Genomic DNA, 23,517 nt, shown 5'->3' on the forward strand with positions numbered 1-23,517 from the left:
CACCGCCGACCCCGCGGCCCGCCGTCGCTGCGCGCGCCCCTGAGCAGCACCGAGCCCCACCTTCTCGTGCCCCGCCCCTCGCGGAGCATCCCCGCAGTTCCAGGAAGGACACCTGACCTCCATGCGCACATCCGAGATCCACCGCCGCTGGCTGGACTTCTTCGCCAAGAAGGACCACCAGATCGTGCCCAGCACCTCGCTGGTGTCCTCCGACCCCTCGATCCTCTTCACGATCGCCGGGATGGTCCCCTTCATCCCCTACATCGTCGGGACCGAGAAGGCTCCCTGGCCCCGCGCCGCGAGCGTCCAGAAGTGCATCCGCACCAACGACATCGACAACGTCGGCCGCACCACTCGCCACGGCACCTTCTTCCAGATGGCCGGCAACTTCTCTTTCGGCGACTACTTCAAGACCGGTGCCATCGACTACTCCTGGGAGTTCCTCACCTCCTCCCAGGAGGACGGCGGCCTCGGCTTCGACCCCGAGCGACTGTGGTTCACCGTGTGGGAGGAGGACGAGGAGTCCTACCGCCACGCGATCGACGTGATCGGCCTGGACCCCGAGCGCGTGGTCCGCCTGCCGCGCGACCAGATCTTCTGGGACACCGGCCAGCCCGGCCCCGCCGGACCCTGCGGCGAGTGGCACTACGACCGCGGCCCCGAGCACGGGCCCGACGCCGTCACCGGCACCGTGCCCGAGTGGCCCGGCGATGAGAAGGCCGAGGACCGCTACATCGAAGTGTGGAACCTCGTGTTCGACCAGTACATGCGCGGCGAGGGCAAGGGCAAGGACTACCCGCTGCTCGGCGAGCTGGACCAGAAGTCCATCGACACCGGCCTCGGCGTCGAGCGCGTCGCGTACCTGCTGCAGGGCAAGCAGAACATGTACGAGATCGACCAGATCTTCCCGGTCATCGAGAAGGCGCAGGAGCTCTCCGGCCGCGCCTACGGCGCGCAGGAGGAGGACGACGTCCACCTGCGCATCATCGGTGACCACGTGCGCAGCGCGCTCATGCTCGTGGCCGACGGGGTCCGCCCCGGCAACGAGGGCCGCGGCTACGTGCTGCGCCGCCTGATCCGCCGCGCCGTGCGCTCCATGCGCCTGCTGGGCTACACCGAGCCGTCGATGCCGGCGCTGCTGCCCATCTCGAAGTCCCTCATGGTCGAGTCCTACCCCGAGCTCGAGGCGGACTTCGGCCGCATCTCCGAGATCGTCTACGGCGAGGAGGAGGCGTTCCGCCGCACCCTCGAGACCGGCACCGCGATCTTCGACCAGGTCGCGAAGGACGCGAAGAAGGACGGCGGCCGCGTGCTGCCGGGCGAGGACGCGTTCCGCCTCCACGACACCTACGGCTTCCCCATCGACCTCACCATGGAGATGGCGGCCGAGGTGGGTCTCCAGGTCGACGCCGACGCGTTCCGCTCCGCCATGCAGGAGCAGCGCGAGCGCGCCCGTGCGGACGCGGCCGCGAAGAAGTCCGGCCACACCGACACCGGCCTGTACAACCGCCTGCTCGCCGAGCGCGGCGGCGAGGTGCCGTTCCTCGGCTACACCGAGTCCACGGTCGCCACGACCGTCGAGTCCGTGCTCGTGGACGGGGCGCTCGTGAACTCCGTGCAGGCGCCCGCGCAGGTCGAGGTCGTCCTCGCCGCCACCCCGTTCTACGCCGAGTCCGGCGGTCAGCTGGCCGACCAGGGCAGCATCTCCCTGACCGGCGGCGGCCTCATCGAGGTCGACGACGTGCAGAAGCCCGTCAAGGGCCTGATCGTGCACCGCGGCCGCCTCGTCGAGGGAGAGCTCGCCCAGGGTGCCTCCGCGATCGCCTCGATCGACACCGAGCGCCGCGGCGCGATCGCCCGCGCCCACACCGCGACCCACATGGTCCACGAGTCCCTCCGCGAGGAGCTCGGCACCGGCGCCACCCAGGCCGGGTCCGAGAACTCCCCGGGCCGCATGCGCTTCGACTTCCGCTACGGCCAGGCCGTGCCCAAGTCCGTGCTCGAGCAGGTCGAGGGCCGGGTCAACACCCTGCTCCAGGACGAGCTCGAGGTCACCGACCAGCAGATGCCGATCGACGAGGCGAAGGCGCTGGGCGCCCAGGCGCTGTTCGGCGAGAAGTACGGCGACATCGTGCGCGTCGTCTCCATCGGCGGCGACTGGTCGCGCGAGCTGTGCGGCGGCACCCACGTCGGCTCCACCGGCGCGATCGGCAGCATCCAGCTGATGGGCGAGAGCTCCATCGGCTCGGGCGTGCGCCGCGTCGACGCGCTCGTGGGCCTGTCCGCCTACCGCCAGCAGGCCAAGTCCCACGCCCTGGTCTCGCAGCTCTCCGAGCTGCTGAAGGTCGGCGCGCCCGAGGAGCTGCCCGAGCGCGTCCGCTCCCTCACCCAGCGCATGAAGGACATGGAGAAGCAGCTCGCCGCCCTGCGCGGCCAGCAGCTCCAGGCCGAGGCCGGCAAGCTCGTCGAGTCCGCGACCGAGGTCGCCGGCGTCCGCCTGCTCGTCCACGACGCCGGCGAGGGCATCGCCGCGGGCGACCTGCGCACCCTCGCGCTCGACCTCCGCTCCCGCCTCGGCGACGACGCGCCCGTCGTGGTGGCCGTGGCCGGGCACGAGGACGGCCGCGCCGCGCTCGTGGTCGCAACCAACGCCGGCGCCCGCGACCTCGGCCTCGCCGCCGGGACGCTGCTGCGCACCGGCGCGGAGGCGATGGGCGGCCGCGGCGGCGGCAAGCCCGACATGGCCCAGGGCGGCGGCGGCGAGCCCGCGCGCATCTCCGAGGCCCTCGACGCCGTGCGCGGCGCCGTCCAGGAGGCGCGGACCGCATGAGCGGCGCCGCCGACGGGCCCGAGGGTCTGCCGCGCGGCGTGCGCCTCGGCGTGGACGTCGGCGACGTCCGCGTCGGGCTCGCCCGCTCCGACCTGGACGGACTGATCGCCACGCCCGTGGAGACCCTCGAGCGCGCCATCGCGCCACGCCGAGTCGTGGACGAGGCGGTCGAGACGGATGCGCATGTCATCATGGTCGGACTCCCGCGCTCCCTGAGCGGCAGCGAGGGAGCGGCCGCGGCGAAGGCGCGCGACTTCGCCGCGGAACTGGTGACGCTGCTGGACGCAGCATCGCTGAGCACCGAGGTCCGCCTGATCGACGAGCGCCTGACCACCGTGTCCGCCCACAAGGCGATGCACGCCTCCGGTCGCAAGGGTCGCCGTCACCGCCAGGTCGTGGACCAGGTCGCTGCGGTGATGATCCTGCAGCAGGCCCTGGACGCCGAGCGCGCCACCGGGGCGCGCACTGGCGAGCGGGTGGAGATCCCGCCCCACGAGGAAGTGCTGGAACGGACCGAGGAGGACACCCGATGAACGACGAGGACCTCTCCCTCGACGAGCTCGCTGAGTCGCAGAACGGCGGCACCGACGGCAGCGACGACGGGGAGCATCCCGAGGATCCCGGCCCGGAGCGCCCCGGCCAACGGGGTGAGCCGCGACGCCGCAGGCGCGGCGGATTCGTGCGGTCCATCCTGCCCGTGCTGCTGGTCCTCGCTGTCCTCGCCGGCCTCGGCGTCGGCGGCTACCAGGGCTACCGCTGGGTGACCTCCAACGTCTCCGTCGCCCAGGAGGACCCCGAGTTCCCCGGTCCCGGCAGCGGGGAGGCGCTGGTGGAGGTCGCCCACGGCGACACCGGCACCGACATCGCCGGGACCCTCGTCGAGCAGGGCGTCATCAAGACCACCTCCCCCTTCGTCACGATCTTCTCCTCCACCCCCGAGGCCTCCCGCATCGAGCCCGGCGTGTACCGGCTCAAGAAGGAGATGAAGTCCTCCGACGCCCTGACCATGCTCCTGGATCCCGCGAACCTCGCCGGATTCCGCGTGATCATCCCCGAGGGCAAGCGCCTGACGGAGATCTGGGCGCAGCTGGCCGAGGAGACCGACATCCCGGTCGAGGACTTCGAGGCCGCCGCGAAGGACTACACCTCCTACGGCATCCCCGAGAACCCCGCGAAGTCCATGGAGGGCTACCTCTGGCCCGGCCGCTACGACATCCTCGAGGACGCCACCGCCCAGGACGTCATCCAGATGATGTGGGACCGCATGGAGGAGCAGCTCACCCAGCGCGACATCCCCCAGGACCAGTGGCACACCACCCTGACCTACGCGAGCCTCGCGGAGATGGAGGTGCGCAACCCCGAGGACTACGGCAAGGTGGTGCGCACCATCCACAACCGCCTCGAGGGCGTCGGCGAGGCCAAGGGCACCCCGATGAGGCTCCAGTTCGACTCGACCGTCCACTACGTCACCGGCAAGTCCGCGAGCGTGGGGACCACCGATGCGGAGCGCGCCACCGACAGCCCGTACAACACCTACCTCAAGGACGGCCTGCCGCCCGGCCCGATCGCCGCTCCCGGTGCGCAGGCGCTGGACGCCGCGGCGAACCCGCCCCCCGGTGACTGGCTGTACTTCGTCTCGGTCAACACGGACACCGGCGAGACCAAGTTCGCCGCTACCTGGGCCGAGCACCAGGAGAACGTCAAGGAATGGCAGGCGTGGGCGAACTCGCGCGGATGAGCGGGACCGACGGGGGACAGGCGACCGACGGGCCCGACGCGAGCGGCACTGCCGACGTGCGGCGCTTCGCCGTGATCGGCTCGCCGGTCGGCCATTCCCTCTCCCCGGTGCTCCACCGCGCCGCCTACGAGGAGCTCGGCATCACCGACGCCGTCTACGAGCGCCACGAGGTCGCCGCGGGCGAGCTGCCCGCCTTCCTCGCGGAGGGGCCCGGTCGGATCCTGCAGGGGCTCAGCGTCACCATGCCCGGCAAGCCCGAGGCCTTCGCCCTCGCCGCCGAGCGGGACGAGACCTCCACCGCCCTCGGAGTCTCCAACACGCTGCTGCGCCGGCCGGACGGGTCCTGGCGCGCGGAGAACCACGACGTCCACGGCATCGTCCGCGCCCTGCACGACCACGGCGCCGGCGCCGTGGTCACCGGGGGAGTGCTCGGCTCCGGCGCGACCGCGCTCAGCGCCATGGCCGCCCTGATCGAGCTCGGAGCCGACACCGTGCTGCTCACCGCCCGCAGCCCGGAGAAGCTCGCACCGCTCGTCGCCTTCGCCCGCGACCGCGAGGTGGAGATCGTCCTGGTCCCGTGGACCGAGCACCACCGCGTCCTCACCGCGGACGCCGCCGTCAGCGCTCTCGCCGCCCCCGGCGCCCGCGCCGTCGCCGAGGAGTGGACCGCCCGCGGCCTCGACTCCCTGCCCGTGCCCGGGGTGCTGCTGGACGTGCTCTACGACCCATGGCCCGCCCCGATCGGGGCCGTCGTCGAGCAGGTCGGGGGAGAGGTCGCCGACGGGCTCGAGATGCTCGCCCACCAGGCCGAGATGCAGGTCCGCTCGATGCTGGGCGTCCCCTCGGCCCCCGTGCGCACCATGCTCGCCGCCGCCCGCGAGGAGCTCGCCCGGCGCCGCGCCGACGCCTGATCCGCACGGCACCGAGGCCTGATCCCGCACCGCGCCAGCGGCTGATCCCGCACCGTGTCGGGACCCGGCCCGGGGCCGGACCGAGCGGTCGCCCGGAGGTCCCGAACGCCTTGTCTCTGACGGTAAAGACCCGGTAAAGTGATCGGCGTCGCAGGGGCCCGCCCGGGCACCGCGCAGAGCACGAGCGGAGCACGAGGGGGACTCATGGGGCTGGATCGCGGGCTCAGGGACATCGGCGTCGAGGAGCCGACCATCGCGCCGGAGGTCACCGCCTCCCAGGATCTGCGTCATCCCCTCGACCTCGCCGCGCCGACGGACGTTTCGTCGGCAGCCCCGTCGGCCGCCCCCATGATCTCCACCGAGGTCTCGACCGCCGTGCTGCGCCGATGCACCGCGCTCGCCACCCGCGCCCGTGCCGATCTGCTCACCAGTACCCACCACGACGCCTCCGACGAGCTCGTGGCGCTGCTGGCCACGATGGAGGGCTGGGAGCCGACGGCGCTGGTCGACCCGGACCCCACCATGACGGTGCTCGCCGCCGCCGCGCTGCAGGATCTCGCCGCCCGCCTCCCGGAGGGCGCCTCCGGTGATCTCGCCGCCCGCGCCGCCTCGGTGACCGCGATGCTCCTGGAGGTCATGGACCGTCGGCCCGTCGTCGCCCGGGCCTGAGCGGGGAGCTCGCAGGCCGGAGCGGGGCCGCACTCCTCCCGGAGCGCGCTCGGCGTGATTGTGTTCACGTTCTCCCTGGCAGAGGCGCTTTCGGGTGCGAGGTGGGTCCAGGTGCGTGGTACTGTCTTCCTTGTCGTCATGACGACCACCTGTCCGGGTGGCGGAATTGGTAGACGCGCTAGCTTGAGGTGCTAGTGCCCGCTTTAGGGCGTGGGGGTTCAAGTCCCCCCTCGGACACCGCAGTGAAGGCCCCGGCTCGATATCGAGCCGGGGCCTTCCGCATGTCAGGACTCGTCGGCCGTCGGGCGCTGTCGCCCTCACCACAGTGGTTCCGAAAGGGCAACGGTCCGGCGAAGTGTGCCGACCTGTCTGACAGGATGAGCCGTCAGCGGCGGCCCTCCGTTCTCTGCACCACGGTCGGTGTCGACACGGGGAGCGCGCTGATCCACAACCCTCGGGGCGAGTCCCCGTGCGGACCTTCCCGTTCCTTCCTCAAGGAGTTCCCGTTATGGAGATCGAAGGCTGGTCCCAGACGCTCGGGGCCGCGCCGCTGCTCGGCATCGCCGCCGGCGCCATCGCCCTGATCCTCGTGCTGGTCATCAAGTTCAAGCTGCACGCCTTCCTCACTCTGGTGCTCGTCAGCCTCCTGACCGCCTTCGCGACCGGCATCCCCGCCGGCTCGATCGCGGACGTGCTCGTGGGCAGCTTCGGCGGCACCCTCGGCTCCGTCGCCCTGCTCGTGGGCCTCGGCGCGATGCTCGGCAAGCTCATCGAGCACTCCGGCGGAGCGACCGTGCTCGCCGAGAAGATGATCGACCTGTTCGGTGAGAAGCGGGCTCCGCTCGCGCTCGGCGTCGCGTCCCTGTTCATGGGCTTCCCCATGTTCTTCGACGCGGGCCTGGTCGTCATGCTGCCGATCGTGTTCGCCGTCGCCTCTCGCCTCGGCGGCCCGATCCTGCTCTACGCCATGCCCTCCGCGGTCGCGTTCTCCGCGATGCACGTCTTCGTGCCCCCGCACCCCGGCCCCGTCACCGCCACCGAGCTGTACGGCGCGAACCTCGGCGTGGTGCTCGCCATCGGCCTGCTCTGCGTGATCCCGACCTTCTACCTCACCGGTGTGGTGTGGGGCCGCGTCACCGCGAAGAAGTTCCCCTATACCCTGGACACCGTCGGCGCCGTGTTCGGCGGCGGCGACGAGGAGCCCGTCTCCAAGCCCCCGGCCGTCGGCACCGTCATCGCCGTGCTGCTGCTGCCGATGGTGCTGATCTTCCTCAACACGGGCCTGGATTTCCTGCGCGCCGCGGGCGCCGTCTCCGAGGACGCCGTCTGGTACGGCATCCTCACCACCTTCGGCGCCTCGCCCGTCGCGCTGCTGATCTCCGTGCTCGTGGCCCTGATCGTCCTCGGCTTCCGCCGCGGCGAGAACGGCACGGCGCTCGAGAAGATCGTCGACTCCTCGCTCGGCCCGATCTGCTCGGTCGTGCTGATCACCGGCGCCGGCGGCATGTTCGGCGGGGTGCTGCGCAGCTCCGGCATCGGCGACGCCCTCTCCGGCGTGCTCTCCGACCTCGGCCTGCCGCTCATCCTCGCCGCGTACATCATCGCGGTCGTCATGCGCGTGGCCCAGGGCTCCGCGACCGTCGCCCTGGTCACCGCGGCGGGCCTCATGGCCCCGGCCGTCGCCGCGGCCGGCTACTCGCCCGGTCAGATCGCGGCGATCACCGTCGCGACCGCCGCCGGCTCCGTGTTCGCCTCCCACGTGAACGACTCCGGCTTCTGGCTCGTGGGCCGACTGCTGAACATGGACGTGGCCACAACGCTCCGCACCTGGACCGTGCAGCAGACCATCGAGTCCCTCATCGGCTTCCTGATCGCGGGCGCACTGTTCCTCATCCTCTGACATCCTGCAGGGGACCCCGCGCACGGGGCCCGTCCCACCGGCTGGTTCCGGAGGGGCGGGCCCCGTCCGCATCCCGCGCTCCGCCCGGGGCGCCGTCCGCCAGGAGAGCTCCGTGGCCGCACCGTCGGAAGCCCCGTGGTCCGTGCCCGGCAGCGCGCCCGCCGAGCGCACCCCGCCGTGGCGGTACGCGATCGGGATGTTCGGCATCTCCATCCCGATCAACTTCATCAAGGGCTCGATCGTGCTGCTGTACGTCGACACGCTGGGGATGGACGTGCGCGCCTATGCCGCGGTGATGGCGGTCTACGCCGTGATCGATGCGCTGGACAACCCGCTGCTCGGCCACCTCTCGGACCGCACCCGCAGCCGCTTCGGACGGCGCCGTCCCTGGCTGATGATCGGGGCGCCGCTCCTGGCCGCCTCGATGATCGCCCTGTTCTCCCCGCCGGACCTCGACGGCACGGCACTCGTGCTCTGGTTCGCGGTGTTCGCGATCCTCTCGGAGCTGTTCGACTCGATGCTGAACGCCAACTACGGCGCGTTGCTGCCCGAGCTGTTCCCCAGCGAGCGCCGACGCGGCCTCGCCAACGCCCTGCGCCAGGCCTTCCAGCTGGTCGCCATGATCATCTCCCTCGCCCTCACCCCGGTGCTCACCACCTCCCTGCTCGGCAGCGAGCATGGCACCGAGGGCTTCCCCCGCACCGCGCTGGCGTACGCCGTGCTCGCCGTCACGGTGATCTGGGCGATGACGCTCGGGGTGCGCGAGGACCCCGCCACCCAGCATGAGGAGCGTCCCCGCCTGGTGTCCGCCATCGGGCAGATCCTGCGCACCCGCCTGTTCTGGGGGGTGGGGCTGACCAGCGCCTGCTACGGCGCGGCCCTCGCGATCGTCCTGTCCGGCGTGCAGCTGTACGTGCGCCACTGGCTCGGTCTTCCCGTCGCCTACGCCTTCGCCCTCCAGGGCATCGTCATCCTCGTCGCCGCGGGCGGGCTGTTCCTCTGGCTGCGCCTGGTGGTGCGGATCGGGGCGCTGCGCACCTGGCGGATCGCGTTCCTCGTCCTCGCTGGGGCGTTCGGACTGCTCTACCTCGCCGGATCGCTGCCCGCGGCGCTCGCGGCCGGCGCCGTGCTGGGTCTCGGCTGGGCCGGGATGATGGCGACCAACGACCTCGTCGTCGCGCGGGTGCTGGACCGCGACGCCGCCCGGCACCGCCTGCACCGGGAGGGCCTGTTCCTCTCCGCCTTCGGCGTGTTCGGACGGCTGAACGGCGCCGTCAGCGGCCTGGCGCTCGCGTCGCTGGGCGCGCTGTTCGGCTACTACTCGGGCGAGCACCCCGGCCCCGAGCCCGGGCAGGCCTTCCGCGTCTACCTGTGCGTCTACCCCTTCGTGCTGTGCACCCTCGGGGCGATCGCGGCCCGCTTCGTGAGCGTCCCCTCGCCCGAGGAGAGCGCGGCGGCCGCCGCCGGGGAGGAGACCGCCCGATGAGCAGCTGTCCGGATTTCCGCGTGCACGACGCACCAGCGGGGGAGCGGCGCCTGGTCATCACGGCCGACGACCTCGGCCGGGACGCGGCCGGCACCGACACGATCCTCTCCCTGTGGGAGGACGGCGCCGTCACCGCGACCAGCTTCATCGTCGTCTCCCCGCACGCGGAGGCGATCGCCGAGCGGCTCCGCGCCGACGGGCGCACACCCCACCTGCATGTCACCCTCAGCAGCGAGACGGATATCGCGCCCTGGGCCCCGCTCTCCGGGGGTGCGTCCCTCCTCGACGAGCACGGCACGCTCCCGGCGGACCCGCGCCGCGCCGAGCAGAGGGCCGACCCCGACGAGGTGCGCGCCGAGCTCGACGCCCAGCTGGCGTGGATGCACGATCGCGGCCTGCACCCCCGGGCCGCGGACTCCCACGCCTCCGTGCTCTACGGCATCCACGGCGGGCGACTGCTCAAGACCGCCCTGCACTGGTGCGCCGACCACGGCCTCGGCTTCCGCATGCCCCGCCACCTCGACCCCTTCCCCCGCAGCGGGGCGTTCCCCCCGGAGGCGCTGGCCGGACACCGCACCGCGGTCGCCCTCGCCGACGCGCTCGGGGTGCCGCTGCCCGCGGCGCTGCTCACCAACCCCCTCGGCGCCGCCGAGCTCGGGGACCCGGCACGCCTCGCGGAGCTCCTCATCGCCCAGCTGCCCGCCCTGCCCCCGGGCACCAGCGAACTGGTGCTGCATCCCTCGGCCGACGGGCCCGGGGTGCCGGCGGTGCGCACCTGGGAGGCGCAGCTGGTACGGGACCCCCGCTTCCGGGACGCGCTCGAGCAGGCCGGGCTGCGGACGGTGAGGGCATGGTGAGCACGTGGTGAGCCCGCGGACCGAGCGCCGCGTTCTGCGCCTCGGCCTCGAGGACCAGCGGGCCACGCCAGTGCTCGCCGTGCCCGTCGAGGTGCCGCCCGGTGCGGCCGGGATCGAGGTGCGCCTGGTCCACGACCGCGACGCGGCGACCATCGACCTGGGCCTCGAGGGCCCGGACGGCTGGCGCGGCTGGTCCGGCGGCGCCCGGGACCGTTTCGCGGTGGGGGCCGACGCCGCGACCCCTGGCGACATGCCCGGCCCCCTCGAGCCGGGCACCTGGCAGGTCCAGCTGGGCCTGTACCGCCTGCCGCTGCGCCCGCTCGAGGTGACTCTCGAGATCACCCTGCCCCCGCGGCTCGAGATCCCGCCGGACCCGCTCGCCCCCGTCGCCCCGCAGCGCCGCCGCGCGAGCGCCCGGCAGCTGCCCGCCCCGAAGGGGCTCACGTGGTTCGCCGGCGACTTCCACGCCCACTCCACCCACTCCGACGGCGAACTCTCCCTGGACCAGCTCGCCGCCCTCGCCGCGAGCGCCGGGCTCGACGTCCTCGCCGTCACCGAGCACAACACCGTCTCCCACCACCCGCACCTCGCCGCAGTCGGCGCCCGCCACGACATCACCCTCCTGCCCGGGCAGGAGATCACCACCGCGCGCGGCCACGCGAACGCCTTCGGCGACCTCCCCGCGATCGACTTCCGCCGCGACCCCGCCCACTGGCGCGACGAGGTCGCGGCAGGTGGCGGGTTCCTCTCCCTGGACCACCCCCTCGCCGAGCACACCGCCTGGCAGCACACCCTGGACCCGCTCCCACCGGCGCTCGAGCTGTGGCACGTCACCTGGTTCCTGGACCGCACCGCCACCGGGCCGTGGGCGCTGCTCGCCCGCTGGGCGACGGACCCCGTGCTCCTCGGCGGCAGCGAAAACCACCATGACCGGCACGGCTACGTCCCCGGCACCCCCACCACCTGGGTTGCCGCCGCCGAGTGCACCCCCGCGGCGCTGCTCGAGGCGGCGAGCGCCGGCCGCACCGCGATCACGACCCTGCCTACCCCGGACGCCCCCGCCCTGGTGCGCTGCGAGGACGAGCTCGTCGCCGTCGGCGCCGAGGGCACGGTGCTGCGCGACATGGACGGCCGCGCCCGGGTGCTCCGCAGCGCGCGCACGGTGATCCCCGCCACCGGGCGCGGCCCGTACCGCCTGGAGAGCCCGGCGGGGGAGCTGCTCGCAATCAGCCCCTGACCCGGCGCCGGTGACCTGCGTGGAAGAATCGCCGACATGGTCCACGTCTTCCTCCATGAGCCGGCGATCGCCGGGAACACCGGCAACGCCATCCGGCTCGCCGCCGTCACCGGTGCCCGCCTGCACCTCATCGAACCGCTCGGCTTCGACTTCGAGGACTCCAAGCTGCGCCGCGCCGGACTGGACTACCACGACCTCGCCGACGTCAGCATCCACCCCGACCTCGAGCACGCCCTCGCCGCGGTGCCGGAGGCGCGCGTCTTTGCGTTCACGGCCCGCACCGAGACCGGCTTCCACGAGATCGAGTACCGCCGGGACGACGTGCTGCTGTTCGGCACCGAGCCGACCGGCCTGCCCGAGGAGGTCATGGACCATCCCCGCGTCACCTCCCGGGTGCGGATCCCGATGCTCCCCGCCCGTCGCTCCCTGAACCTCGCCAACTCCGTGTCGATCGCGGTGTACGAGGCATGGCGCCAGCTCGGCTACGACGGAGCCGGCGCATGAGCCGCCGCCCGTCCCGCATCGAGCGGCGCAACGCCCGTTTCCAGCAGTGGCAGGCGCTGCTGACCAACCGCACCAAGCGCAGCCGCAGCGGCGAGATGGTCATCCAGGGCGTCCGGCCCCTCACCCAGGCCCTCGCCCACGGGATCGAGATCCGCACCCTGCTCAGCGATGGCCGCGAGAACCCCTCCCGCTGGGCGCGCGAGCTGCTGGAGAACCCGCCGGCTCCCGTCGTCGAGCTCGCCCCCGAGCTGATGGCGGAGCTCGGGGAGAAGGAGGAGGGCAGCCCCGAGCTGCTCGCCGTCGCCGCGCTGCCGAGCGACGACCTCGCGCGCCTCGACCCCGGCCCGGACGGCGTCGTGGTCGTCTTCGACCGGCCGACGGGGCCCGGCAACATCGGGGCACTCGCCCGCTCCGTCGATGCCCTCGGGGGTCGGGGCCTGATCGTCACCGGCCACGCCGCGGACCCCTGGGACCCCGCCGCGATCCGCGCCTCCACCGGCTCGATCTTCGCCGTGCCCGTGCTGCGCGCCCCCTCCCACCGCGAGGTGCTCGAGTGGGTCGAGCAGCGCCGCGCGGCGGGGGAGCCGTGGCGGGTGCTGGGCCTGGACGAGGCGGGCGGTCACGAGCTGGACGACGAGGACCTCACCGGTCCCACCCTGCTCGTGGTCGGCAACGAGACCGTGGGGATGAGCGCCGGATGGCGGGAGGCCAGCGACGTGATCGCCGAGATCCCCATGACCGGCAGCGCCTCCTCGCTGAACGCCTCGGTCGCCGGGTCCCTCGCCCTCTACGAGATCGCCCGCCAGCGCCGGGGTCGCTGAGCGGGGGGAGGGGCGCCGTTACGCTGTGCCGAGCGCTCCCGCGACCAGCGGCGCGCCGAGCAGGCCGAGGAACGGTCCGGCCAGCAGCACCGGCCCCACCGGGAAGCGCACCCCGGCGCGGCGGGTGCGGGCCATGACCACGGCGCCCAGCAGCCCGGCCAGCAGCGCGATCCCCAGCAGCGCCGCGATCAGCACCTCCCCGCCGAGCGCGGTGGACATGGCGACCACGACCGGCACCGTCTTCGCGTCTCCCATCCCCAGCAGCGACGGCGCGCCCAGGGCGATCAGGATCGCGACGCCACCGAGCACGAGGGCGAGCAGCAGCGCGGTGCGCAGCTCCCCGCGCAGCTCCGGCACCAGCAGCGCGAACAGGGCGAAGCACAGCGCGACCGCGCCGGTGAGCAGACCCACCCAACGGTTCGGCAGGCGGTGGGTGCGCACGTCGTGCACGGACAGCACCACTGCGGGCGGCAGGTACACGACCAGCAGCACGGCGAGCAGGAGCGGGGACGCGGGCAGCACCCGCTCATCGAACCAGACGCGGCCGCCGCGCGGGCGGGGGAGCGGCCGGATGTGGACGACGGGCGTGCGAGTCGCGGCCTGCGAGTCCCAGCCCGCGATCCTCCCGGCCCGCTCGCCCGATCAGAGCGTGGACTGCACCCGGATGATCCGCCGCCGCATCCAGACCTTCTTGCCGCCGCCCATGTACAGCCGGGTGCGGGCATGCTCCCAGCGGCCGTACTCGGCCTGCTCGGCGAGCTCCTTGCGGACCTGTCCGATGGAGCTGCCGCGAGGCACGGTGATGATCTGGAACTCGTAGTCGTCGGCGCGACGTCCGCGCTCGATCGGGAGGTCCCGGAACCCCCGGGGATCCTTGACGTGCTGGACGCCGGCGACGAGGGCGGTGCGGGGCGTGGGCAACATTTCCTCCTGTGCACGATGACCTGCGGTGGGGTCCGACGGCGAGGGTCCGCTCGCGGGCCGGTCCGGGTGACCGACCCCACTGCGGAATCTTGACCTCGCCATGGCCGAATCCTCTGTCCATTGTGCCGCCGGACGATGTACGGTCCAACCATGAACACGGATCCTCGCTCCGCTCTCGCTGCGCTGATCGCCGCCCTCGAGCGTCACTACGAGGCGGCCGCCGCCTCCCGCGGTGACGACGACCCGGCCCTGGACGCCGCCACCGAGCAGCTCACCACGGCCTTCGACACCTACGACGACGCGCTCTTCGACGCGTACGACATCGCCACCCCGCTGATCGTCTTCGACGGCGACGAGGACGATGACGACGACGAGGACGACTTCGACGACCTCGACGACTTCGACGACGAGGACGAAGAGGACGACTTCGACGACGAGGACGACGACTACGAGGACGACGAGGACGACTGAGGTCCCGGGAGGCCCGTCGGCGACCCCTGCCGGACCTCCACGTACTCTTCACCACTGCTCCGCTGCGCGGCGCCGGGCCACCCGCCCGGCGCCGCGTACTCTGTCCGGGGTCCTGACCATCACCGGTCACGGGGCCGACGTCGAGCGCCCGGCGCGCTCGACCCCCAGCGCGAATCCTCCGAGGAGTGTGCATGTCGTTCATCGAGGCGGTGATCCTGGGCCTCGTCCAGGGTCTGACCGAGTTCCTCCCGATCTCCTCCAGCGCCCACGTGCGCGTGGTCGGCGAGCTGCTGAACCCCGGCCAGGACCCGGGCGCCGCGTTCACCGCGATCATCCAGCTCGGCACCGAGACGGCGGTGCTGATCTACTTCTGGAAGGACATCACCCGCATCATCTCGCGCTGGTTCAAGGCGCTGGTGGGGAAGATCCCCCAGTCCGACCCGGACGTGCGGATGGGCTGGCTGGTGATCCTGGGCTCGATCCCGATCGGTGTGCTCGGCCTGCTGTTCGAGTCCCAGATCGACCACGGCCTGCGCAACCTCTACATCACCGCGACGATGCTGATCGTCTTCGGCATCCTGCTGGGCGTCGCCGACCGCGTCGCCCCGCAGCGCAAGGAGCTCAAGGAGCTGACCCTCCGCGACGGCATCCTGTTCGGCCTGGCCCAGGCGCTGGCGCTCATCCCCGGCGTCTCCCGCTCCGGCGGCACCATCACCGCGGGCCTGCTCATGGGCTACACCCGCCAGGCCGCCGCGCGCTACGCCTTCCTCCTCGCCGTCCCGGCCGTGTTCGCCTCGGGCCTGTACAAGGCGGCCAAGGAGGTCCCGATCCTCTTCTCGGCCGACGGACGCGCCGCCGCGGCCGCGGCCGGGGAGCCGTCCCTCGCCGCCATCATCATCGCGACCCTGGTCGCCTTCGCCGTGGGCTACGCGGTCATCATGTGGTTCATGCGCCTCATCGAGAACCGCTCGTACCTGATCTTCGTGGTCTACCGCATCGTCGCCGGCGTCGTGCTGCTGGCCCTGCTCGGCTTCGGCGTGGTCGATCCGCTCGGCGGCGCCTGACCACCCCCGTCGGCCGACGACGATCCCCGGCCGACCACGATCCCCGGCCGACGACGACCCCCAGCGCCCCGGCGCCGGTGTGGGAAACCCCCCTGTGGGCACCCACCCGGCGCCGAGGCGCTTTTCGTATGATCGACGGGTGCATTCCTGGACCTCTCCCGCCCTGACCCCGCTTCCCGCCTCGGGGAAGCCGCTGCGGCTGTTCGACACCCGCGCCGGGCGGATCGCACCCGTCGTCCCGCTCACCCCGGGGACGGCCCGGCTGTACGTCTGCGGGATCACGCCGTACGACGCCACCCATCTCGGCCACGCCGCGACCTACCACTCCGCGGATCTCATGCGCCGCGCCCTGCGCGACACCGGCCTCGAGGTCGAGATGGCCCAGAACATCACCGACGTGGATGATCCGCTGCTCGAGCGCGCCGACCGCGACGGCGTGGACTGGCAGGAGCTGGCCGCCTCGCAGGTGGAGCTGTTCGCCGAGGACATGACCGCCCTGCGCGTCGTCGCCCCGGAGACCTACCGCTCCGTGAGCGAGGCGATGGACGACATCATCGCCACCGTCACCGCCCTGCACGAGCGCGGCCGCGCCTACCAGGTCGCGACCCCTGACGCGGAGGGCGAGGACTGGTACCTCGACCTCTCGGTCGACGGTGCCCTCGGCGACGTCTCCGGCTGGACCGAGGAGCAGATGCTCGAGGTCTTCGCCGACCGCGGCGGCGACCCCGACCGCGAGGGCAAGCGCGGCCGCTTCGACCCGCTGCTGTGGCGGGCCGAGCGCGAGGGCGAGCCCGCCTGGGACGCCGGCGTGCTGGGCCGCGGCCGCCCCGGCTGGCACGTGGAGTGCGTGTGCATCGCCGAGGACGGGCTGGGCCTGCCCTTCGACATCCAGGCCGGCGGCAGCGACCTCGTCTTCCCCCATCACGATCTCTCGGCCGCGCACTCGGTGGCGCTGGGCCGCCCCTTCGCCGCGACCTACGCCCATGCGGGCATGGTCGCCTACGAGGGCGAGAAGATGAGCAAGTCGCTGGGGAACCTCGTGTTCGTCCATCGCCTCGTGCGCGGCGGCGTGGACCCGATGGTCATCCGCCTGGTCCTCATGGCCCACCACTACCGCTCAGACTGGGAGTGGTCCGACGACGAGCTCGCCGAGGCCGGCCGCCGCCTGGAGGCCTACCGCTCCGCGGCCCGTCGCCGCGACCTGCGCGCCGACGTGGTCGAGGCGCTGCGCGCCGCGCTGCGCGACGACCTGGACACCCCCGCCGCGCTCGCGGCCCTGGACGCGTGGGCCGACGGCAGCGCGCTGCCGGGCACCGCCGAGGAGCTGCCTGCGGACGCCCCCGGCGATGTCGCCGCCGCGACCGACGCCCTGTTCGGCCTCGCCCTGAACGACTGAGCGCTCAGTCCGTCTCGCGGCGGCGGCGCAGGAACTGCTCGAACTCCTTGGCGATCGCGTCACCGGTCGCCTCGGGCAGCCCCGCCGCGTCCTGTGCCCGCTCGAGCCGGCGCACGTACTCGGCGACGTCCTCGTCGGTGCGGGCCAGCTCGTCCACACCGCGCTCCCACGCCTCGGCGTCCTCGATCAGCTCACCCAGCGGGATCGGGGCGCTGACCATGTCCTGCACCTCGCGCAGCAGGCTCAGCACCGCCTTCGGCGAGGAGTTCTGGGAGACGTAGTGCGGCACCTGAACCCAGATGCTGGTGGTGCGCAGGCCCGCGCTCGCGGTGCGCCGCGCGAGGATCGTCGGCACCCCCACCGGGCCCGAGTACTGCTCCGCCTCGTCCTCGACCTTCTGGGAGGGGACGGGCTCGACCTGGCTCGAGGTGGGTAGGGGCCGGGAGTGCGGGGAGTCGGCCAGCAGCGCGCCGAGGGAGATCACGGAGCTCACGTCCAGCTGCTGCAGCTGCTCGAGGATCTCGTCGCAGAACCGCTTCCAGTGCAGGGACGGCTCCGGGCCCGAGACCGTGATGATCTCCGGTCCGCGCGGCGGGGTGACCAGGCGCAGCTTCGTGTCCGGCCAGTCCACGACCCGCAGCCCCTCCTCGGTGGTGCGGATCTCCGGGCGGTTGACCTGGAAGTCGATGAACTCCTCGGCGTCGACCGCGCCGACGGGCCGCGAGGGCCACACCTCGAGGAGATGCTCGATCACCCCGGTGGCCGCCTCGCCGGCATCGTTCCACCCGCTGAAGGCCGTGATGGCGATTCGACTCATCGCTCCATCATAGGCTCGCCTCCCGCCCCCGAGCACAGCCTGTGACCATGGCGGACAGCCCCCCGTCGACCCTGTCGTACCCCCGCCGCACCCCGCTTCGGAGGCGGGCCGCAGGAGCCCGGGCTATCCTCGCCCTGCCCTGGGCGGACGCCTCGCCCGGACCCGAGGAGAGCGACCATGAGAACGCCCACGCTGCGACTGGGACCGCTGCCGCCGCTGCAGGTGAGCCCCGGCACCCTGGTCACCGTCCTGCTCGTGGCCGCGCTCATGTACCCGGTGATGTCCGGGCCCGGCATCGCCCCAGCCACCTCGGCGCTGCTCGCCCTGACGATGGGCGTCTTCCTCATCCTCTCCGTGCTCGCCCACGAGATCGCGCACGCCGTGGTCGCCCGCGCCTTCGGCGCCCGTATCGACCACATCGCCCTGACCCTGTGGGGCGGGCACACCCAGTGCCGCACCGACCGCATGTCCTCCCTCGGCTCGCTGCTGGTCTCCCTCTCCGGCCCCGCCACCAACGGCGTGCTCGCCGCGCTCACCGCCGCCGCCGGGGCACTGGTCGATCCCGAGTCCGCCATCGGCCTCCTGCTCGGCTCCATGACGTGGATGAACCTGGTCCTCGCCGTGTTCAACCTGCTGCCGGGGCTGCCGATGGACGGCGGTCGCGCCCTCGAGTCCCTGCTGGGGATCGTGCTGCGCAGCCCCACCACCGGCACCGTCGTCACCGCCTGGATCGGCCGCGCGATCGCGGTGGGCGTGGTCCTCTACCCGCTGTGGCTGATAGTGCGACGCGGGGGAGCGGGCACCGGATCGCTCCTGATGCTCGTGTGGGCCATGCTCATCGCCGGCATGCTGTGGCAGGGCGCGAGCCAGGCCCTCCGCGGCGCCACCGTGCAGAGGCGCGTCGAGACCCTCGACGCCGCCGCCCTCGCCCGCGGTCTCCGCCTCGTCCCCTCGCAGACCCCGCTCGCCCACCTCGGCACCCCCGAGCAGGCCGCCCAGGTGCTCCTGCTCGACCAGGCCGGTGCCCGACCGGGCACCGTCGGCCGCGCCTTCCGGATCGACCCGTCGGCCGCCGCGTCGGTCCCGCCCGAGCACTGCGCGACCACTCCGGCCTCCGCCGTCGCCGCACCGCTCGGGGACGTAGGCTCCCTGTCCGTGCACCTGCGCGGCGACGACCTGATCTCCCACATGGTCGAGCACCCGGCGGCGCTGTACCTCGTGGTCGAGGAGGCCGGCGGGTTGCGCGGTGTGATCATGAGCGCCGATGTCAACGCGCTCCTGCGCGGACGGTGAACGGCACAGGTCACCGGCCAGGGCGCGGCCTATGCTGGAGAGCATGACTTCTGAGCCGCAGCCCGCCGCCCCCGACGAGGCGACGAGCCCCGCGCCCACGGACGGCGCCCAGGCCCCCGGCCCCGCGCCCCGCGCACCCCGCCGCGGCCTGGACCGCACCGGCCCCTTCGAGCTCGGCGACAAGGTCCAGCTCGCCGACGCGAAGAACCGCCTGCACACCATCACCCTGAAGCCCGGCGGCGAGTTCCACTCCCACCGCGGCGTGCTGCGTCACGAGCAGCTGATCGGCGCCGAGGACGGCACCGTCGTCGAGGACAACCACGGCACCCGCTACCAGGCGCTGCGCCCGCTGTACGCCGACTACATGCTCTCCATGCCGCGCGGCGCCGCGATCATCTACCCCAAGGACTCCGCGCAGATCCTCATGTGGGGCGACATCTTCCCCGGCGCCCGCGTGCTCGAGGCCGGCGTCGGCTCCGGCGGCCTGACCACCGCGCTGCTGCGCGCCGTCGGCCCCGAGGGCTCCGTGCACTCCATCGAGCGGCGCGAGGACTTCGCGGAGGTGGCCCGCGAGAACGTCGGCACCTTCTTCGGCACCCCCGAGGGCGAGCTGCCCCCCACCTGGCAGCTCTCCATCGGCGACTTCCAGGACGTCGCCCCCACGCTCGGCACCGCCGCCGTGGACCGCGTGGTCCTGGACATGCTCGCGCCCTGGGAGTGCGTGGACGCCGCCGCGGACGTGCTCGTCTCCGGCGGGGTGTACCTCGCCTACGTCGCCACCGTCACCCAGCTCTCCCGCACCGCCGAGGCGCTGCGCGACCACGGCGAGTTCACCGAGCCCTACGCCTGGGAGACCTTCGTGCGCCCCTGGCACCTCGAGGGCCTCGCGGTGCGCCCCGAGCACCGCATGAACGCCCATACCGGCTTCCTGCTCACCGCCCGTCGCACCGCCCACGGCCAGGAGGCGCTGCGCCGCGTCACCCGCCCCGCGCCCGGCTCCCGCGACGAGGAGGAGCTGAACCACCCCGACAACGACGGCTTCGGCGGCTCGGACTCGGAGTGGACCTCGCAGGACGTGGGGGAGCGGGGCGTCGCCCCCAGGAAGCTCAAGCGCGCGCTGCGCGACATCCGCCAGGGCCGCGACCGCTGAGCTGATCCGCAGCGCACCGCGCCCGCACGCCCGGGCCCCGCACGCTGAGGCCCCGCACGTCGAAGGAGGAGGAGAGGCAGGGATGAAGACCTACGCCGAGATGACCGCCGAGCTCGAGAAGCTCGCCGCCCACAACGAGCGCCTCGTGGCCGGGCTGCGCTCCGCCCGCGCCCAGATCGTCGAGCTCAAGGAGGACCTCGAGCGCGTCGGCGACCCGCCGAACTCCTACGCCACCTTCCTGCGCCGCTGCGAGGGCACCACCATCGACGTGCTCCACAACGGCCGCCGCCTGCGGGTCGCGACCGCGGCGAGCCTGGACCTGGACGCCCTCACGCCCGGCACCGAGCTGCGGCTGAACGAGGCCCTCGCCGCCGTGGAGGCCGTCCCGCAGGGCGACGCCGGCAATGTGGTGCCCGTCGTCGAGGCCCTTGCCGACTCGCGCGTGCTGGTCGCCGTCGCACCCGACGACACCCGCGTGCTGCGCCGCTCCGGCACGCTCGCCGAGGAGCTGCTCCACCCCGGAGACCACGTCCTGGTGGACCTGCGCAGCCAGCTCGTGCTCGAGCGGATCGACCGCGCCGAGATCACCGACCTCGTCCTCGAGCAGGTGCCCGAGGTGTCCTTCGACCAGATCGGCGGGCTCGGCGAGCAGATCGAGGCGATCCGTGACGCGGTCGAGCTGCCCTTCCTCCAGCAGGACCTCTACCGCACCTACGGTCTGCGACCCCCGCAGGGCGTGCTGCTCTACGGCCCCCCCGGCTGCGGCAAGACCATGATCGCCAAGGCCGTCGCCCACGAGCTCGTGCTGCGCAGCGCCGAGGTGCGCGGGGTCAGCGCCCAGGAGGCACTGGAGAACTCCGCGTTCCTCAACGTCAAGGGCCCGGAGCTGCTGAACAAGTACGTCGGCGAGACCGAGCGGTCCATCCGCCTCGTCTTCGAGCGGGCCCGCGAGAAGGCCGCCGCCGACCACCCGGTCGTCATCTTCTTCGACGAGATGGAGGCGCTGTTCCGCACCCGCGGCACGGGGCTGTCCAGCGACGTGGAGACCACGATCGTGCCCCAGCTGCTCGCCGAGATCGACGGCGTGGAGGGCCTGGACAACGTCATCGTCATCGGCGCCTCCAACCGCGAGGACATGATCGACCCCGCGATCCTGCGCCCCGGCCGCCTGGACGTGAAGATCCGCGTGCGCCGCCCCAACGCCCGCGCCGGCCGCGAGATCCTCGGCCTCTACCTCGACGAGTCCGTGCCGGTGCGCGAGGACCGTGAGGAGCTGCTGGACCTCGCCACCCGCGAGATCTACGCCGACACGCCCGCCACCGCCTACGTGCGCGTGGAGTACTCCGACGGCGGCCACGACGTGCTGCACTTCCGCGACTTCGTCTCCGGCGCGACCCTGCGCAACATCGTGGACCGCGCGAAGAAGCTCGCCGTGAAGGACCAGCTCGCCACCGGCGAGGTCGGCGTCGCCTCCCGCCACCTGCGCGAGGCGATCGCCGCCGAGTTCGCCGAGAACGAGGACATGCCCTCGGCCGCCCACGCCGAGGACTGGGCCAAGGTCACCGGCATGCCCGGCCGACGCCGCCGCGTCGACGCCGTGGTCCCGCTCCAGGAACACGCCCTGCCCGAGGGCACCGCCGCCGACGACACCGCCGCTGCCGCCCCTGCCGAGGAGGTCACCGCATGAGCACCCCCGACAGCACGAGCACGCCCGGCACCGGGAGCGCCCCCGCGCTGACCACCGAGCGGGTCATGGGCATCGAGACCGAGTTCGGGGTGCTGCACGCCGACCTCGAGGACCGCGCCCGCGCCGGCGCCGGCAGCTCGATCCTGCTCTCCCACCTCGTCGTCGGCGCCTATGCGCTGCTCGACCCCGCCGAGGGCGACCGCGGCCGACGCGTGCGCTGGGACTACGGCGACGAGACCCCGCTGCGCGATGCCCGCGGCTTCGAGCTGCAGCGCGCCGCCGCGCACCCCTCCCAGCTCACCGACGAGGTGCGCGACGCGCACGTGCCGAGCGTCGAGATGGACGCGCCGCTGACCGGCCCCGAGATCGCGCCCGACGGCGACGACGCCGAGGTGCTCGCCTGGGCGTCCCAGCGCTCCATCGGGAACGCGGTGCTGCGCAACGGCGCCCGCTGGTACGTCGACCACGCCCACCCCGAGTACTCCGGCCCCGAGGTCACCCGCGCCCGTGAGGCCGTGGTCACCGACCGGGCCGGCGAGGAGATCGCCCGGCGGGCGATGGACCTCCTCGCCGCGGCCGACGGGATCCCCGACGTCGCGCTGTACAAGAACAACACCGACGGCAAGGGCGCCTCCTACGGCACCCACGAGAACTACCTCGTCGAGCGCGACGTGCCCTTCGAGCGGGTCGTCGCGGCGCTGCTGCCCTTCCTCGCCTCCCGTCAGGTGCTGGTCGGCGCCGGTCGCGTCGGCCTCGGCACCCGCGGCCAGGAGCCCGGCTACCAGATCTCCTCCCGCGCGGACTTCTTCGAGGCCGAGGTGGGGCTCGAGACCACCCTGAACCGGCCCATCGTCAACACCCGCGACGAGCCGCACTCCGACCCGAGGCGCTTCCGCCGCCTCCACGTGATCATCGGGGACGCGAACCTTCTGGAGGAGTCGACCTTCCTCAAGCTCGGCACCACCTCCCTGGTCCTCGCCGCACTCGAGGCCGAGCACCGCACCGGCGCCCCGATCCTGCCCGACCTGCGCCTGGCCGACCCGGTCGCGGCCGTGCGCACCCTCAGCCACGACCCGACCCTGCAGGCCACCGTCCCGCTCGTGGACGGGCGGGAGCTCACCGGCCTGCAGCTCCAGCGCGCCCACCTCGACGCCCTCTGGGCCGTCGCCGACCACGCCGATCAGGAGACCGCGCAGGTGCTCACCGCTTGGGGCGAGATCCTCGACCTGCTCGAGCAGGACCCGATGCTCGCCGCAGGCCGCGTCGAATGGGTCGCCAAGCTCAGCCTGCTCGAGCGCTACCGCACCCGCCACGGACTGGAATGGGGCGACCCGCGCCTGGCCATGGTGGACCTGCAGTACTCGGACCTCCGCCCGGGACGGGGCCTGTTCGGCAAGCTCCGCGCCGCCGGCGCCGTGCCCGCCCTCGTCCCGCAGGACGAGGTGGAGGCCGCCGTGCTCACCGCCCCCGCCTCCACCCGCGCCCACCTGCGCGGCGGGCTGATCGCCGCGCACCGCGAGGCGGTCCCGTCGGCCGGATGGGACGCGATCACCCTCGCCGGGCCCGCCGGTGGCCACCGCCTGCGCCTGGCCGATCCGCGGCTCGGCAGCGAGGAGTGGTGCCGCACCCACGGCGTCGACCCCGCCGCCGACGTCGACGAGATCGTCGAGGCGCTGCGCCGCGCCGTCTCCGAGACCGCACACCCCTGACCCTGCACCGCATCAGTTCCAGCCTCAGTTCCCGCACCAGCACCACGAGGAGG

The 23,517-nt window shown here is 73.1% G+C and carries 21 protein-coding genes and 1 tRNA gene; 19 read left to right on the forward strand and 3 right to left on the reverse strand.

From position 1 onward, the window contains the following. Positions 1–121: 121 nt before the first annotated feature. The 12 genes from alaS (at position 122) to HNR70_RS06195 (ending at position 12,953) form a co-directional block, all read left to right on the forward strand. Entirely contained in the window at positions 122–2,830 is a 2,709-nt protein-coding gene (alaS, locus tag HNR70_RS06140) for an alanine--tRNA ligase (protein ID WP_184324875.1), read from the forward strand. Continuing rightward, the gene (gene ruvX, locus HNR70_RS06145) at positions 2,827–3,363 is read left to right on the forward strand and encodes a Holliday junction resolvase RuvX (protein ID WP_184324876.1); all 537 of its coding nucleotides are present in this window, start codon (positions 2,827–2,829) and stop codon (positions 3,361–3,363) included. Before alaS ends, ruvX begins: the two co-directional genes overlap by 4 nt. Continuing rightward, the gene (gene mltG, locus HNR70_RS06150) at positions 3,360–4,568 is read left to right on the forward strand and encodes an endolytic transglycosylase MltG (RefSeq protein WP_184324877.1); all 1,209 of its coding nucleotides are present in this window, start codon (positions 3,360–3,362) and stop codon (positions 4,566–4,568) included. Before ruvX ends, mltG begins: the two co-directional genes overlap by 4 nt. Next, positions 4,547–5,479, forward strand: coding sequence for a shikimate dehydrogenase family protein (locus HNR70_RS06155; protein ID WP_312857579.1), 933 nt, complete (start codon positions 4,547–4,549; stop codon positions 5,477–5,479). The genes mltG and HNR70_RS06155 overlap by 22 nt, the downstream gene beginning before the upstream one ends. Positions 5,480–5,683: 204 nt before the next feature. Then, complete coding sequence (locus HNR70_RS06160; RefSeq protein WP_184324878.1) at positions 5,684–6,148, forward strand: hypothetical protein; 465 nt, start codon at positions 5,684–5,686, stop codon at positions 6,146–6,148. A gap of 151 nt (positions 6,149–6,299) precedes the next feature. Then, positions 6,300–6,385 (forward strand) — tRNA-Leu (locus HNR70_RS06165). Positions 6,386–6,662: 277 nt separating this feature from the next. After that, positions 6,663–8,048: a GntP family permease gene (locus HNR70_RS06170; RefSeq protein WP_184326567.1), complete on the forward strand. Its 1,386-nt coding sequence runs from the start codon at positions 6,663–6,665 to the stop codon at positions 8,046–8,048. A gap of 112 nt (positions 8,049–8,160) precedes the next feature. After that, entirely contained in the window at positions 8,161–9,534 is a 1,374-nt protein-coding gene (locus tag HNR70_RS06175) for an MFS transporter (RefSeq protein WP_312857580.1), read from the forward strand. Then, positions 9,531–10,391: a ChbG/HpnK family deacetylase gene (locus HNR70_RS06180; protein WP_184324879.1), complete on the forward strand. Its 861-nt coding sequence runs from the start codon at positions 9,531–9,533 to the stop codon at positions 10,389–10,391. The genes HNR70_RS06175 and HNR70_RS06180 overlap by 4 nt, the downstream gene beginning before the upstream one ends. 7 nt (positions 10,392–10,398) lie before the next feature. Then, positions 10,399–11,628, forward strand: coding sequence for a CehA/McbA family metallohydrolase (locus HNR70_RS06185; protein WP_221421102.1), 1,230 nt, complete (start codon positions 10,399–10,401; stop codon positions 11,626–11,628). Between the two features lie 36 nt (positions 11,629–11,664). Next, positions 11,665–12,132, forward strand: a complete 468-nt coding sequence (locus HNR70_RS06190; protein ID WP_184324880.1) for a tRNA (cytidine(34)-2'-O)-methyltransferase — start codon at positions 11,665–11,667, stop codon at positions 12,130–12,132. After that, positions 12,129–12,953: an RNA methyltransferase gene (locus HNR70_RS06195; RefSeq protein ID WP_184324881.1), complete on the forward strand. Its 825-nt coding sequence runs from the start codon at positions 12,129–12,131 to the stop codon at positions 12,951–12,953. The genes HNR70_RS06190 and HNR70_RS06195 overlap by 4 nt, the downstream gene beginning before the upstream one ends. A gap of 18 nt (positions 12,954–12,971) precedes the next feature. On the opposite strand, the gene HNR70_RS06200 is transcribed toward HNR70_RS06195, so the two are convergent. Next, positions 12,972–13,475: a hypothetical protein gene (locus tag HNR70_RS06200; RefSeq protein WP_312857581.1), complete on the reverse strand. Its 504-nt coding sequence runs from the start codon at positions 13,473–13,475 to the stop codon at positions 12,972–12,974. 120 nt (positions 13,476–13,595) lie between these two features. Next, positions 13,596–13,874, reverse strand: a complete 279-nt coding sequence (locus tag HNR70_RS06205; protein WP_184326571.1) for a DUF5703 family protein — start codon at positions 13,872–13,874, stop codon at positions 13,596–13,598. A gap of 153 nt (positions 13,875–14,027) precedes the next feature. Here HNR70_RS06205 and HNR70_RS06210 point away from each other — a divergent pair, with 153 nt between their 5' ends. The 3 genes from HNR70_RS06210 to mshC all read left to right on the forward strand — a co-directional run bounded on the left by HNR70_RS06210 (position 14,028) and on the right by mshC (position 16,808). Continuing rightward, the gene (locus tag HNR70_RS06210) at positions 14,028–14,348 is read left to right on the forward strand and encodes a DNA primase (protein WP_184324882.1); all 321 of its coding nucleotides are present in this window, start codon (positions 14,028–14,030) and stop codon (positions 14,346–14,348) included. Positions 14,349–14,539: 191 nt separating this feature from the next. Beyond that, the gene (locus tag HNR70_RS06215; protein WP_184324883.1) at positions 14,540–15,412 is read left to right on the forward strand and encodes an undecaprenyl-diphosphate phosphatase; all 873 of its coding nucleotides are present in this window, start codon (positions 14,540–14,542) and stop codon (positions 15,410–15,412) included. A 139-nt stretch (positions 15,413–15,551) separates the two neighbouring features. Then, positions 15,552–16,808, forward strand: coding sequence for a cysteine--1-D-myo-inosityl 2-amino-2-deoxy-alpha-D-glucopyranoside ligase (mshC, locus tag HNR70_RS06220; RefSeq protein ID WP_184324884.1), 1,257 nt, complete (start codon positions 15,552–15,554; stop codon positions 16,806–16,808). A 4-nt stretch (positions 16,809–16,812) separates the two neighbouring features. Here the strand turns inward: mshC and HNR70_RS06225 are convergent, their stop codons facing one another. After that, positions 16,813–17,625, reverse strand: coding sequence for a PAC2 family protein (locus HNR70_RS06225; protein ID WP_184324885.1), 813 nt, complete (start codon positions 17,623–17,625; stop codon positions 16,813–16,815). A gap of 177 nt (positions 17,626–17,802) precedes the next feature. Here HNR70_RS06225 and HNR70_RS06230 point away from each other — a divergent pair, with 177 nt between their 5' ends. The 4 genes from HNR70_RS06230 to dop all read left to right on the forward strand — a co-directional run bounded on the left by HNR70_RS06230 (position 17,803) and on the right by dop (position 23,464). Then, the gene (locus HNR70_RS06230) at positions 17,803–18,918 is read left to right on the forward strand and encodes a site-2 protease family protein (RefSeq protein ID WP_184324886.1); all 1,116 of its coding nucleotides are present in this window, start codon (positions 17,803–17,805) and stop codon (positions 18,916–18,918) included. 43 nt (positions 18,919–18,961) lie between these two features. Beyond that, a complete protein-coding gene (locus HNR70_RS06235; RefSeq protein ID WP_184324887.1) occupies positions 18,962–20,068 on the forward strand; it encodes a tRNA (adenine-N1)-methyltransferase in 1,107 nt (368 codons plus the stop codon). 82 nt (positions 20,069–20,150) lie between these two features. Next, the gene (gene arc / locus HNR70_RS06240) at positions 20,151–21,755 is read left to right on the forward strand and encodes a proteasome ATPase (protein ID WP_184324888.1); all 1,605 of its coding nucleotides are present in this window, start codon (positions 20,151–20,153) and stop codon (positions 21,753–21,755) included. Beyond that, positions 21,752–23,464, forward strand: a complete 1,713-nt coding sequence (gene dop / locus HNR70_RS06245) for a depupylase/deamidase Dop (RefSeq protein ID WP_184324889.1) — start codon at positions 21,752–21,754, stop codon at positions 23,462–23,464. Before arc ends, dop begins: the two co-directional genes overlap by 4 nt. The last annotated feature ends 53 nt before the right edge of the window (positions 23,465–23,517 follow it).

The sequence above is a fragment of the Brachybacterium aquaticum genome (assembly GCF_014204755.1).
GTDB lineage: Bacteria > Actinomycetota > Actinomycetes > Actinomycetales > Dermabacteraceae > Brachybacterium > Brachybacterium aquaticum.